The organism is Streptomyces sp. NPDC017993, from assembly GCF_044328065.1.
Taxonomy (GTDB): Bacteria; Actinomycetota; Actinomycetes; order Streptomycetales; family Streptomycetaceae; genus Streptomyces.
This window is the reverse complement of sequence record NZ_JBIRGO010000008.1, coordinates 190,953-204,045: the sequence shown is the minus strand read 5'-3', so window position 1 is coordinate 204,045 and position 13,093 is coordinate 190,953. Positions and strand designations below refer to the sequence as shown.

The 13,093-nt window shown below is 71.3% G+C and carries 9 protein-coding genes; 3 read left to right on the top strand and 6 right to left on the bottom strand.

Annotated elements, in window-relative coordinates:
- The first annotated feature begins 44 nt into the window (after positions 1-44).
- On the top strand, positions 45-827 hold the full coding sequence (locus ACH4FH_RS16910; protein ID WP_398556603.1) for a VOC family protein: 783 nt from the start codon (positions 45-47) through the stop codon (positions 825-827).
- A gap of 53 nt (positions 828-880) precedes the next feature.
- On the opposite strand, the gene ACH4FH_RS16905 is transcribed toward ACH4FH_RS16910, so the two are convergent.
- Positions 881-3,679: an ABC transporter substrate-binding protein gene (locus ACH4FH_RS16905; RefSeq protein WP_398556602.1), complete on the bottom strand. Its 2,799-nt coding sequence runs from the start codon at positions 3,677-3,679 to the stop codon at positions 881-883.
- A gap of 127 nt (positions 3,680-3,806) precedes the next feature.
- Between ACH4FH_RS16905 and hemC the strand changes: the two genes are divergently transcribed.
- The gene (gene hemC, locus ACH4FH_RS16900) at positions 3,807-4,742 is read left to right on the top strand and encodes a hydroxymethylbilane synthase (protein WP_398556601.1); all 936 of its coding nucleotides are present in this window, start codon (positions 3,807-3,809) and stop codon (positions 4,740-4,742) included.
- A gap of 215 nt (positions 4,743-4,957) precedes the next feature.
- Here hemC and ACH4FH_RS16895 read toward each other — a convergent pair whose 3' ends face one another.
- The 5 genes from ACH4FH_RS16895 to ACH4FH_RS16875 form a co-directional block, all read right to left on the bottom strand.
- Positions 4,958-6,493 (bottom strand): S1 family peptidase, encoded by a 1,536-nt coding sequence (locus ACH4FH_RS16895; protein WP_398556782.1) that lies wholly within the window; start codon positions 6,491-6,493, stop codon positions 4,958-4,960.
- Between the two features lie 233 nt (positions 6,494-6,726).
- Positions 6,727-7,746, bottom strand: a complete 1,020-nt coding sequence (locus ACH4FH_RS16890; RefSeq protein WP_398556600.1) for a LacI family DNA-binding transcriptional regulator — start codon at positions 7,744-7,746, stop codon at positions 6,727-6,729.
- A 15-nt stretch (positions 7,747-7,761) separates the two neighbouring features.
- Positions 7,762-8,589: an ATP-binding cassette domain-containing protein gene (locus tag ACH4FH_RS16885; RefSeq protein WP_398556599.1), complete on the bottom strand. Its 828-nt coding sequence runs from the start codon at positions 8,587-8,589 to the stop codon at positions 7,762-7,764.
- Positions 8,586-9,584, bottom strand: a complete 999-nt coding sequence (locus ACH4FH_RS16880) for an ABC transporter permease (RefSeq protein ID WP_398556598.1) — start codon at positions 9,582-9,584, stop codon at positions 8,586-8,588. The genes ACH4FH_RS16885 and ACH4FH_RS16880 overlap by 4 nt, the downstream gene beginning before the upstream one ends.
- 83 nt (positions 9,585-9,667) lie before the next feature.
- On the bottom strand, positions 9,668-10,675 hold the full coding sequence (locus ACH4FH_RS16875; protein ID WP_398556597.1) for a sugar ABC transporter substrate-binding protein: 1,008 nt from the start codon (positions 10,673-10,675) through the stop codon (positions 9,668-9,670).
- 138 nt (positions 10,676-10,813) lie between these two features.
- Between ACH4FH_RS16875 and ACH4FH_RS16870 the strand changes: the two genes are divergently transcribed.
- Positions 10,814-12,826: a glycoside hydrolase family 32 protein gene (locus ACH4FH_RS16870; protein ID WP_398556596.1), complete on the top strand. Its 2,013-nt coding sequence runs from the start codon at positions 10,814-10,816 to the stop codon at positions 12,824-12,826.
- Positions 12,827-13,093 lie beyond the last annotated feature (267 nt).

Genomic DNA, 13,093 nt, shown 5'->3' with positions numbered 1-13,093 from the left:
CCTCGCTGGCAGAGTGGGAGGAGCGCCCAGCACAGGAGGCAGATGTGAAGTCGGCCGAACGCCGCACGGGTCCCGCACGCGGTGCGCCGTGCTGGGTGAGCCTGCTGGCCAGCGATCTGGAGGCCGCGCAGGAGTTCTACGCCGCGGTGCTCGGCTGGACCTTCCGGCCGGCCGGCCTGGGCGAGGAATTCCTTGTCGCGCTGGCCGACGGTGAGCCGGTCGCCGGGATCGGCGCACTCGCGCCGAGCTTCCAGGTCGCCGTGGCGTGGGCGTCCTACTTCAGGGTGGACAACGCCGACGAGACGGCCGCCCGGATCCGGGAGCGGGGCGCGACCGTCGCGGTCGGCCCGCTCAAGATCGGTACCGGCCGGGCCGCCCTGGCCGCCGACCGCGACGGCGCAACCTTCGGCTTCTGGGAGGGCCAGACACTGGCCTGGTCGGTCGGGCACGGCAGAGCGCCGGTCTGCCTGGAGCTGCGTACGCGGGACGCCTTCGCCGCCGCCATCTTCTACGCGGAGGTCTTCGGCTGGGCCTCCGAGGAGCCGGGTGGCTGCGATGTGACGTACGAACACGATCAGGTGATCGTGCGGGACGGCTCCCGTATGGTCGCCGCGCTGCGCGGCGGCGCTGTCGAAGCCGCTCCGGATCCGCGCATCCGCCCCCGGTGGCATGTGCACTTCCCGGTCGGCGATGTGGACGCGGTGGCCGCGGCCGCCGAGGCCGCCGGCGGGACCGTGACGCCGGAGGACCCGCCCACGGGGGGCGGCGGGCGTCAGGCCGTCATTTGCGACCCGGACGGCGGCCTGTTCACCGTCTCGGGCCCCTGACCCGCGTCCAGTCAACTCCCGCTATCCATAGTTGAGTTGACCGATAGCTGCCGTCACCTTCCCTTCTCCGGCTCCAGCGGGGGACACCACGCCGCCTGCCGCTGGCCGCCGACCCGGCCGCAGAAGCCGGCCTGCGACGGCCTGCCCACACCGTCGATGTGCTGGACGGACAGCAGTTTGTCCAGCGGCACCTGACGGTCCACGTCCCCGCCGAAGCCGATGATGCCGCTCTCCCCGTCGAGCGCCCCCTCTCCGTGCACACCGCTGATCGCGTGCCACACCGCCGGAGGCGTCAGCGGCATGTCCGAGGCGTCCTCCCGCAGCTGCTTGACGGCGTTGATGAAGAGCTTGACGGCGTCGAACGCGAGCGCGGCGTGGCCGTCCAGCGAGGAGTTCGCCACCTTGGCGCACTCGTCGGGGAAGAGCTTGTTCATCTCCGAGTACAGCTCGCTGGTGCCGTCGCAGCGCGCCGAGCCGAGGGTGAAGTCCAGGAAGTCGTAAGGGATTCCGGGATAGTGCGTCCTGCGGTCCGCGTCGGCGGCCAGCCGCGCCACATCGTCACCGCCGATGAGGGTGGGCGGGTCCGAATTGCAGGACTCGTTGATCCCGCCCAGCATCGACTCGAAGTCCTCGGCGCGCCCCGCGAAGAAGACCACACCAGGGTAGGAACAGCTCCGCTGTCCGACGGTGCCGGGGCCCGGGGCGTCCGACACGGGCTCCCCGCCGTCGGCCGGAGGCGGGGCGAAGGCGGTCTTCTCCACCGAGAAGCCGCGCGCCCGGAAGCTCGCCGCGACGTCGTCCCGGAGATTCTTGCTGTAGATGTCCGTAGGATCCGCGGAGCTGACGACGCGGACCTGCCGCGCCGTCTTCCGCCCGCCCTTGCCGACGAGGTGATCGGCGTACGCGGCGGCGATCTGCGCCTCCCGCTTGTTCTGCGGCGACACCTGGAAGTACATGGGGGACTGGCGCACCAGCGAGTCCGCCGACGGTGTGGTGGCGACCATCGGCAGCCCCGCCGCGGTCAGTTTGCGGATGGTCCGGTTGGTCGCCTCGCGGCTCTGGTCGAGCCCGGTGACCCCGACGATGGACGGATCCTGCCGCCTCAGATTCGCCAGTATCTCCACCGTCTCCGGACCGAAGCGCATACCCGACCCGGCGTTGGCCGGGAAGATCCGCACGATCGGCTCCGCGCTGCCCGTACTCCGCAGCTGCCGCGACTGCGCAGCCGCGACGCCCTGCAACGCCTCGCGCACGTAAGCGAGTTGGCCGGTCGAGCGGGTGCTGCTGAGCAGCGCGGACAGATGGACGAGGGTCACCAGTGGGCGCTCCGGGGCCGCTCGGTGGGCCTCGTCGGCTGTGGCGTTCTGGGCGGAGATCTTCTTGAGGGTGTTGTTGAGCGCGAGGTCGGGGGAGTGGAAGGTGAACCCGTGCCGCGACACACCGATGCACTCGCCCGTCGGTGCGGTGCGCAGGGTGGCGGCGTCGTCCTCGAACCGGTTCAGGCCGCAGTGGGCCTGCCGGTAGCCGTTCTCCCCCTCCAGGAACACCCAGCCCGTCCCGAGCAGCGCCGCGGCGGCCGCGCAGGACGCAACCAACGACACCACACGGCGGGCCCACAGGGGCGGTTCGGGAATCCTCAGCCGGGCGTCCTGGGCGACCTCGAGCCGCCGGGTCAGCTCGTACTGTTCCTTGACGGCAGGGTCGTCCGACGGTGGCATCAGCGGCGGGACGGACACGGGCAGATACCAGGGTGCCCGGTTGCGGGCCCTGCCGGTGTGCAGGAAGGCGTCCCGCCAGCCGCCGTAGAGCCGGTCGGTGAGTTCCCACAGCGAGCTGTGGCCCCAGTCGGCACGGGCCTGCGTACCGGACGCGGGCGCTTCGGCGCCGCAACTGATGATCAGCAGCGGATCGAAGGCGCCCGTCTCGTTGCGTACGTCGATGACGGTCCGCAGCAGCGGGTAGCCGCAGTTCCCGGCGCCCGTTCCGTCGAGCAACGCCACGCAGTACGCGGTACGCCGGGCGGTCCCCGGCCGCCAGATGCGGCGGCGGAACGCCACGCGCAGATCCTCCAGGAACGCGTTGACCATCAACTTGCGTAACTGCTCGGGGTCTTCGACCTGGTTGTGCGGCGCGGTCAGCCGCTCGGCGAACCCGATGAAGGTGCCCGGGTCGCGCGGCGCGAGGTAGGGCTGGTTCAGCAGCCACCGGTACTCCCGGCCGAGCCCCCGCCGGACCTGGAACCAGGCGAGCGGGAAGACATGCACGGCGAACAGCCACACCCACCACGGCACCTTCCCGTCGACCGTCAGTTCGGTCTCCGGTGACCGCAGCAGCCCGAACAGCCGCCTGCGTCGGAACTCCCGCTCGCGCAGCCCCTGCAGGAGCGTGTGGTCGTTCCCCTCCAGGCCCCCCGCGTGGCCGGGGGCGCCGGCGCTCGACTGAATCAGCCAGTTGACCAGCCCGAACCGCCGGAAGCGCACCCGCCCGTCGCTGCCGTTGACGCTGAGGGCGAGCCCCTGCGCGAGACGCTCCAGGGTGCGGCGGACCGCCTCGACGGATTCCGGGTCCGCGCCGGCCGCGTCCTCGCGGAGGTCGTACAGACAGTGCGGTACCCGCCGGGGGTCGGCGTGACTGAGGAAGTAGCTGATGCCTTTGGCGAGTTGGGTGTGATCGGTGCCGCCCACCAGGCACACCACAGGGAGGCCCTCACGCCCCTGTGCCACGCCCCGGTGCCGCACCGGCTCGGGACACTCCCGGCGCCGTGGCCTGCGCACCAGGTCGGCTATCAGACGGAGCAGATGCCCGGCTCCACGGAACACCGGTATCTGGGAATCAGGTTCGTTCGACGCCATGGGATCCCTGAGGAGGACGGGTCGGAGCGGGGCGCGTATTCTGCCACCGCTCCATGGCCGCCGGAAGTCCTTCGCCCAGGACGGGTTGCGTGCCGAGCACCGGATCTGACGGTCTATCGTGTGCGGCATGTCCGCCCCTGAGCTGATCCGTATCGTCTCCCGTGACTCGCCCATGGCACTGGCCCAGGTCGAGCGCGTCCGCGCCGAACTGGGCGCGCTGCACCCCGAGACCGCCACCGAGGTCGTCCCGGTCAAGACCACCGGTGACCGGTGGATGGGTGCCCTTTCCCAGGTCGACGGGAAGGGCGCGTTCACCAAGGAGGTGGACGCCGCGCTCCTCGCGGGCGAGGCGGATCTCGCGGTGCACTGCGTCAAGGACATCCCGGGTGACCGCCCGCTGCCCGCCGGTACGACCTTCGCCGCGTTCCTCAGGCGCGACGACGTCCGTGACGCGCTGATCCATCCGGGTGGTCTCACGCTCGACGAACTGCCCGAGGGGACCCGCATCGGCACGTCCTCGGTCCGCCGGATCGCACAGCTCGCCGGCTCCCACCCGCACCTGCGGTGCGTCCCGATGCGCGGCAACGCCAACCGGCGCATGGAGAAGCTGGCCGGCGGCGAGGCGGACGCGCTGCTGCTCGCGGTGTCCGGGCTGGAGCGCATCGGCCGGACCGACGTGATCAGCGAGACCCTGTCGGTGGACCTGATGTGCCCGCCCGTCGGTGCCGGAGTCCTGGCACTGCAGTGCCGCGAGGACGACACGGCCACCATCGACGCCGTGACCGGTCTCGGCGATCCGCAGACGTTCCGCGAAACGACCGCCGAGCGCATGCTGCTGCACGTCCTGCAGGGCCACTGCAACAGCCCGATCGCGGGCTACGCCAGGACCGACCGCAACGGCGAACTCTCACTGCGTGCCTGCGTCTACACCCCGGACGGCAAGACGGTCCTCAACGCGCACGAATGGGCCGGCCCGCTGACCCCCGAGACGCTCGGCACGTCCGTCGCGGTCGCGCTGCTGCGGCAGGGTGCGCGCGAGCTGATCGACAGCATCGCGCACTGACGCGGTGCGGGCGCGGCCGTGCGCCGTGCCCGGTCGTACCCGCTCGTACCGGACCGACCGCCGGCCCCGCCCGCTGGATACCGTCCGTGGCAACGGACGGCACCTGCGGGCGGGGCCGGCGGGACGTGACCGGTGGCGCGGGACGCTCGGGCGGGCCGGGTCCTCCGTACGCCTATGACCGGGGTCCTTTCATGGCCTCGCCACTGTCGGTGGGGTCACTGCTCCCCGCTGCCGCTGCTGACCGCACCGGGGTCCTCGATCCCGGCGCCCGGGTCCTCGACGCCCGTACCGGGGTCTTCCGCGCCCGTACCGGGGTCTTCCGCACCCGCGCCCGGGTCCTCGGCCCCTGCGTCGCCGCCGGCGCCCGGGTCTTCGGCCCCTGCGTCTCCGCCTGCGCCCGGGTCCTCGGCACCCGCGTCGCCGCCGCCCGCGGCTGCTTCCCCGCCTCCGCCGGCGCCGATCTCGGCCCCCGTTGCCGCGAGAGCGTCGGTGACCGGCTGGAAGAAGGTCTCGCCGCCCTGCGTGCAGTCACCACTGCCGCCGGAGGTCAGCCCCACGGCCGAGTCGCCGGAGAACATCGCGCCTCCGCTGTCGCCGGGCTCCGCGCACACATCCGTCTGTATGAGGCCGTTGACGATGTCGCCGTTGCCGTAGTTGACCGTGGCGTCCAGACCGGTGACGGTGCCGTCGGAGAGCCCGGTGGTGCTGCCCGACCGCTGCACCTTCATGCCCACGGCCGCCTCCGCGGCCTTGGTGATCTCCTGGGTGGTGCCGTCCTGCAGGTCGACCGCGCTCTCCGGCTGCGCGGCCGGGTCGTCGTAGGTGACCAGGGCGAAGTCGGTTTCGGGGAACTTCGAGTCCTGGACGGTGCCCAGCGGCTGGCTGCCCGCCTGATCGGCCGTCCACGTCTCCGACTCGTTGCCGCAGTGGCCCGCGGTGAGGAAGGCCGGCGCGCCCTGCACCGTGACATTGAACCCCAGCGAGCAGCGGGAGGAGCCGCCGAAGATGGCACTGCCGCCCACGGGCCCCGCGGCCGCGCCGCCGCCCTCCTGCCCGCCGTCTCCCGCGGATCCGCCGGCCGCGCCGCCGGCCCCCTGCCCGCCGTCTCCCGCCGCTCCGCCGGCCCCCTGCGCGCCGTCTCCCGCCGCTCCGCCGGCCCCCTGCGCGCCGTCTCCCGCCGCTCCACCGTCCGCGGCACCCGCTCCGCCGGCCCCTTGCGACTCGCCGGCCTCGCCTGCGCCCTGCCCGGCGTTCCCGCCGTCGTACCGACGGAACTCCCCCTGGGAGCGCTTGACGCTCACCAGACCGTCCATCCCGCCGGCGGCCTTGTTGAGGGTCGCCATCTTGCGGCCGGTGACCGTCCGGTCGGCGAGCACCACGATCTTGTTGGTCCTCGGGTCGATCGACCAGGCGGTGCCCGGTACCGACGCGGTGTCGCTCAGCGTCCGCGTCCCGGCCTTCAGGGCGGTCATGCTGTTGCGGACGACCTTGGCGACCGCGCCCTTGGACGTGACGCTCCCGACGTCGTCCGCCGTCAGGACGTTCATCACCAGATGGCCGCTCTCGCCGTCCAGATACCAGCCGGCCGTCCGGTCCGGGAGGTCCGCCTTCAGCGACTGCGCGAGCCGCGCCGCGGACGGGGCGGACGCCGCGGTGAAGGTCCGCGGGGTCAGCGGCTTGTCCTGGCTCGCGTTGGCGTTGGGCAGGATGACCGCCGCTGCCGCGATGGCGGCCGCCGCGGCGCCCACCATCGCACCCGTCCGCTTGTTCACATGTCGGTGGCTCAATTCACTGACCTCCAGCTGGGACCACAGGAAGCGCACGGGAGGCGTGCTGTCTTGCTCCGGCACCCGTGCACCGTTGCCACCCAGTCCTACGTAGCCGGACGTGCCCTTGGCTCACGGGCACTCAAGGTGTGATGAATTCCGTCGCCGATGGCGCGGGCCCTTTACACTCCGCGGCCCAACTCGCCCTGTGGCGCTGGTCAGTGAGGCGGTGGCAGCTCGCCCGAGCCCCGCTCGATCAGCCGGACCGGCACCATGCGGGTCCTGGCCCCCGAGCGGTCGCCGCCCAGGCGGGCCAGGACCTGCTCGGCCGCGGCCCGGCCGAGGGCGGCCGCGTCCTGCGCCACCACCGTCAAACCGGGCTCCAGGACGGCGGCCAGCGGCAGATCGTCGAAGCCGACCAGCGCGACATCGCGGCGGGCCATCTCGGCGAGGGCGGGGACGACGCCGAGCGAAGCCAGGTTGTTCGCCGCGAACACCGCGGTGGGCGGGTCGGCGGCGTCGAGGAGGCGGCGCGCAGCGACCCCCGCTGCGTACGGGTCGTGGGCGGTGACCACCAGGGACGGGTCGTACCCCAGGCCGGCTTCGGTGAGCGCACGGCGATAGCCGCGCAGCCGCATCTTGCGGGTGTAGAGCGTGCTGGGCCGGTCGCCGATGAAGGCGATACGCTGGTGGCCGCGCGCCGCCAGATGGGCCACGCCCTGGCGCGCGCCTTCCTCGTTCGCGCTGACCACCGCGTCCGCGGTGAGTCCGGTGGCGGGCCGGTCGAGGAAGACCACCGGCAGGCCGCTCTCCCGCTCACGGCGCAGATACCGATGGTCGTTGCCGGCTGCCGGCACGACCAGCAGACCGCTGATGCGGCGCGCCAGGAAGGCGGTGACCAGGGCGTGTTCCCGCGGCTGCTGCTCGCTGGAGGAGCCCATGAGGAGGGTCAGACCCCGTTCGCGTACGACCTCCTCGACGCTGCCCGCGACCGTGCCGAAGAACGGGTTTCCCATGTCGGGGACGACCAGGCCGATCGTCGAGTCCCGGGCCCCCACCCGCATGTTGCGGGCCATGAGATTGGGGCGGAAGCCCAGTTCCTCGACGACGGCGAGCACCTTGGTGCGGGTGGCCTCGGAGACCGGCCCGTCCTCGTTGAGCACCCGCGAGACGGTCTTCGCGCTGACCCCGACGCGCTCCGCGACATCGGACAGGGTCGGCCGCCTGGTGCTCGCCATCGTCACCGCTTCTCGTCAGTTCACTCCGGCGGCCGAGGCCGCCTGCTGGTCCGCTACGACCGTACCGCCGTCCTGGCCCGTCACCTCCAGAGCCCCGGTCATGATCGCTACCACGTCGGCCATCGAGTGGTCCTGCGGGCGGATCTGCGCCACCCGGCGGCCGAGGCGCTGCACATGGATCCGGTCGGCGATCTCGCATACATGCGGCATGTTGTGGCTGATCAGGACGACCGGCAGGCCCCGATCGCGCACCCGGCGGATCATGTCGAGGACCTGGCCCGACTCCTTCACCCCGAGGGCGGCGGTCGGCTCGTCCATGACCACGACGTGCCGGGCCCAGGCGACCGCCCGGGCCACGGCCACGCCCTGGCGCTGGCCGCCGGACAGGGTCTCCACGGACTGGGTCAGGGAGCGCAGGCCGATCTTGAGGTCGGCCATGTGCGCGGCGGATTCCTCCCGCATCCGCTTCTTGTCGAGCATGCGCAGCACCGAGCCGAGCGGACCGGGCCTGCGGATCTCACGCCCCAGGAACATATTGCTCGCGATGTCGAGCGAGGCCGCGACCGCGAGGTCCTGGTAGACGGTCTCGATGCCGTGCCTGCGGGCGTCGAGCGGATCGCGGAAGCGGACCGGTTCGCCGTCGAGTTCGAGCGTGCCCTCGTCGGGCTGGAGCGCTCCGGTCAGGGCCTTGATCAGGCTGGACTTGCCGGCGCCGTTGTCGCCGATGACGGCGAGGACCTCGCCGGGCATGAGGTCGAAGTCGGCGCCGTCCAGGGCGGTGACCTGGCCGTAGCGCTTGATGAGACCGCGGGCGCGCAGCACGGGGGTGGTGTCGGTGTTCATCGGGAGGCCCTCCTGCGGGAGATCTGGTCGACGGCCACGGCGAGGATCACCAGCGCTCCGGTGATCAGCGTCTGGTAGATGGAGCCCACCCCCATCAGCTGCAGGCCGTTGCGGAAGACGCCGACGATCAGCGCGCCGACGAGCGTGCCGAGGACCGCGCCCCGGCCGCCGAACAAACTGGTGCCGCCGAGGACGACGGCGGTGATCGCGTCGAGGTTGTCGGTCTGGCCGGCCTTGGGGTCGCCGACACCGGTGCGGGAGACCAGGAGCAGGGCGGCGATGCCGTAGATGACCCCGGCCAGGGTGTAGATACCCAGCCGCAGGCGCGTGGTGCGGATGCCGGTGAGCCGGGCGACGTCGGGGCTGTTGCCGAGTGCGTAGGTGTGCTTGCCCCAGGCGGTTTGGCCGAGCATGTAGGCGAGGACGAGGAAGAGGACGACGGTGAGCACCGAGCCGTAGGTGATGTCGGTACGGCCCATGGGGAAGGTGTTGCCCAAGCCGGTCAGGGCGCCCGGCAGGTCGGTGATCGTCTGCTCGTCGGAGTAGATGTGGGTGAGGGCGAAGGCGACGTTGAGCATGCCGAGCGTGACGATGAACGGCGGCAGCCGGACAAGGGTGACCAGTGCGCCGTTGAGCAGCCCGAAGAGTCCGCAGACACCGATGCCCGCGACGACGGCGGCGAGCGGGGGCAGCGTCCCCTCCGCGGCGAGTTTCGCCATCACGATGGTGCCGAAGGCCATCACCGCCCCGCAGGAAAGATCGATCCCCGCGGTCAGGATGATCAGCGTCTGGCCGAGGGCGAGGGTGCCGACGACCATGACCTGCTGGACGACGAGCGAAAGATTGCCGCCGGAGAGGAACTGGTCGCTCTGGAGGGAGAAGAAGACACAGGAGGCGAGCAACGCGACCAGCGGCCCCGCGGTGGGATGGGTGGTCAGGCCGCGCCAGTTGATCCGGGCGGATGCCGCGCGCAGCTGCGCGGTGGCGGTGGACATGGGGCTCCTCGGTGAATGGTGATGAAACGTCATGAGGGCTTTGCAGAAGGCGGCGTCGGGAGTGTTGGTCCCGTCGGCGCTCCTCAGCCCCAGCACTTGTCCAGGCCGTACGCGGTGTCCTTGGCCGTGATGCCCGCGGCGGGTGTGTCGGTGATCAGGCGGACTCCGGTGTCGACATAGCCGGACGCCTTCTTGCCGTCCTCGGCGTATGCGGTGACGGCCTTGACGCCCTTGGCGGCCATCAGCAGCGGGTACTGCTGCGAAGTGGCGGCGATGCGACCGGACTTGACGGCGCGGGTACCGGTGCAGCCCCCGTCGATGGACACGATCAGCACGTCCTTCTCCCGGCCCTTGGCCTTGAGCGCGGTGTACGCACCGAGCGCGGCGGGTTCGTTGATCGTGTAGACGACGTTGATGTCCGGGGCCTTCTGCAGGCAGTTCTCCATCGCCGTCTGCCCCTTGGACTGGTCGCCGCCGGTGTCCTGCGAGCAGACCAGGGACGGGTCGCCCTTCGTGATCCCGTAGCCCTTGAGGAAGCCGTCGTGGCGCAGCCGGCCGATCGCGACGCCGGGGGCGAGATCGAGGGTGGCGATCCTTGCCTGCCTGCCCTTCATCGCGGCCTTGGCGTACGCGCCGATCAGCTCGCCCGCCTTGCGGTTGTCGGTGGCGAAGAGGGCGTCGGCGGCACTCTGCGGCTCGGGCGGCGAGTCCAGTGCGATGACCAGGACACCCTTCTTTCTGGCCTGCTCGATGGCGGGGACGATCGCCTTGGAGTCGTTCGGGGTGATCAGGATGCCCTTCACGCCCGCCGCGACCATGTTCTCGATCGCGGTGACCTGCCCCTCGTTGTCGCCGTCGAACTTCCCGGCGGCTGTGGTGAGTTCGGCTCCCTCGGCGGTGGCTGCCTGCTCGGCTCCCTGCTTCATCTTGACGAAGAACGGGTTGGTGTCGGTCTTGGTGATCAGGCCGACCTTGACCTTGCCGCCGCCGGCCGAGGAGGCCTTCGCGCCCTCCCCGCATCCGGTGAGCAGCAAGGCGGCCGAGGCGGTGCAGGCGGTGAGGGACAGGGCGGTTCGCACAGTGCGCTTCATGGCGCGACTCCTCAAGGGCAGGGAGTGTCATCGTTGACTTATGTCAACGTTGACATCGACTGGAGGAGATGGTGAACTCCGCGGCGGGCAACGTCAATGCCCTTCGCTCGTAACGAGTTGGCAACGGAGGTCGTCCGGATGAGCCGCTGGAGAGCACCGAAACTGATCAGCATCGCGGCACTGCTCGTCGCCGCGTCCCTTCCCGTCAGCGCGAACGCCGCCACACCGCGCGCCGCCACCGGCCCGGTCAACCCCGGTTTCGACACCGGGGACCTGACCGGCTGGACCGTCCTCGACGGCACCGCCTTCGGGCCCGGCGCCGTGAGCGACGCGGACAGCTACTGGGGCGGACCCTTCCACCAAAAGGGCACCCACCACCTCTGGGGCTCCGCCGGTGCGGGCGACGAAGCCACCGGATCCCTCAAGTCCTCGTCGTTCGGCGCCCCTTCCCGCATGAGCTTCCTGATCGCCGGAGGCTGGGATCCCGACCGGCTCTACGTCGCACTCGTTCGGGACAGCGACGGCGCGCAGCTGCTCAAGCAGACCGGCATGGACGACGAGGCGTATGTGCGCATCCTGTGGGACACCTCCCGCTGGCGTGGCCAGCGGGTCCACCTCGAAGTCGTCGACCGCAAGTCCGGCAGTGGCGAGGGCGCCTGGGCGCACCTCAACCTCGACGACGTCCGCACCGAGAACGCAGGCAAGGACGACAACGGCCTGACCTTCCGCGCCCTCGGCCAGGCCAACCAGCCCGGCACCCCGGACCATTCGGCCGATCCGCTGCGTCCGCAGTTCCACTACACGCCGTACCAGGGGTGGATCAACGATCCCAACGGCCTCATCCAGTACCAGGGCCGCCACCATCTGTTCAGCCAGTACTACCCGGACGCCCCCAAGTGGGGACCCATGCACTGGGCCCACGCCGACAGCCCCGACGGCGTCCACTGGCGCCAACTGCCGGTGGCCCTCACCCCGCCGCCCCGCGCCACTCCCACCGACAACACCGGGATCTTCAGCGGCAGCGCGGTCGACGACAACGGCACTCTGACCGTCGCCTACACCAAGTTCACCGACACGGCAGCCCACCCGGGTGCCACCCCGGAGACCGTGGAGATGGCGACCTCCACCGACGGCGTCACGTTCTCACCCGGCAGGGAGGTGATCGGCGCGCCACCGGCCGGCTCGTCCGCCGGCTTCCGTGACCCCAAGGTCTTCCGCGATCCGACCGACAACCGCTGGAAGATGGTGGTCGGTTCGGGCGACGGCGGGCGCGGCAAGGCACAGCTCTACGCCTCCGACGACCTGCGCTCGTGGTCCTACGTCGGGGTGCTCGCCGAGGGCGACAGCGCGGACGGACCGATGTGGGAGTGCCCCGACTTCTTCCCGATCGGCGACACCTGGGTGCTGCTCTACTCGGCCGACAACAAGCAGTTCTACGAGACCGGCAGCTACGACGGCAAGACCTTCCACCCGGAGCGCAAGGGACTGGTCGACGCCGGTTCCGACTTCTACGCCGGGCAGCACTACCGGGACGCGGACGGCCGGGACCTCGCCATCGGCTGGATGAGCGACTGGAAGGCCAAGGAGCCCACCCGAGTCAACGGCTGGGCGGGCGCCCAGTCCGTACCCCGCGAGCTGTTCCTGCGCCCGGACCGCACTCTCGGCAGCCGCCCGATCGCCGCCCTGGACGGCCTCGCGGCCGGCACCCCCACCACCGTCGACGACAAGACGGTGACGGGCAACTGGCGGCTCGGGCGCGGCGATGTCTCGCGCCTCAAAGCCGTGCTCGACCTGAACCGGACCACGGCCGACACCGTCACCGTCCGCCTCAAGGCGTCCGCCGCCGAAGCCACCGAGCTGCGCTACGAGAAGTCCACCGGCACGCTGACCCTCGACACCACCGAGGCGGGCTACGGCACCACCGGCACCTGGAGCGCGCACGTCCCGCCCGCCGAGGACGGCACGCTCGCTCTCGATGTCCTCATCGACCGCTCCTCGGTCGAGGTCTTCACCGGCGACGGCACCTCGCTGACCGCCCGCGTCTACCCCCGCTACAAGGAGTCCGACGCGGTCGAGTTCGGGGCGAAGGGCGGCGAACTACGGCTCAAGAGTGCCTCCTTGACCCGCCTCAAGTCGTCCTGGACGCACTGACCTCTCGATTGCCCTGCCGGCCCGGCAGGCCCGCTCCACGGCGGGTCCGTCGGGCCGGCGCGTCGTGATGCCGCCGCGCCGCGAGCAGCACCGCCCGCCGGCCGCCGTGCCACGGCCGGGAGCAGCGGTGCGCAGGAGGCGTGTAGGGCAGCTGTGGCTGCGCTTAAGAAAACCTCGATGGACCGGACGGCCCGGGTAGGGAAGATTCCCTGTCGGTGATCGGACGGCCGGGACGTCGTCCGGCACGTCACAGCACTCTTACGTACG

Excerpts from the sequence above, each read along its gene's own strand:
- ACH4FH_RS16875 (WP_398556597.1), bottom strand. The coding sequence starts at position 10,675 with ATGAAGCGCACTGTGCGAACCGCCCTGTCCCTCACCGCCTGCACCGCC.
- hemC (WP_398556601.1), top strand. The coding sequence starts at position 3,807 with ATGTCCGCCCCTGAGCTGATCCGTATCGTCTCCCGTGACTCGCCCATG.
- ACH4FH_RS16885 (WP_398556599.1), bottom strand. The coding sequence starts at position 8,589 with ATGAACACCGACACCACCCCCGTGCTGCGCGCCCGCGGTCTCATCAAG.
- ACH4FH_RS16890 (WP_398556600.1), bottom strand. The coding sequence starts at position 7,746 with ATGGCGAGCACCAGGCGGCCGACCCTGTCCGATGTCGCGGAGCGCGTC.
- ACH4FH_RS16870 (WP_398556596.1), top strand. The coding sequence starts at position 10,814 with ATGAGCCGCTGGAGAGCACCGAAACTGATCAGCATCGCGGCACTGCTC.
- ACH4FH_RS16905 (WP_398556602.1), bottom strand. The coding sequence starts at position 3,679 with ATGGCGTCGAACGAACCTGATTCCCAGATACCGGTGTTCCGTGGAGCC.
- ACH4FH_RS16895 (WP_398556782.1), bottom strand. The coding sequence starts at position 6,493 with ATGGTGGGCGCCGCGGCGGCCGCCATCGCGGCAGCGGCGGTCATCCTG.
- ACH4FH_RS16880 (WP_398556598.1), bottom strand. The coding sequence starts at position 9,584 with ATGTCCACCGCCACCGCGCAGCTGCGCGCGGCATCCGCCCGGATCAAC.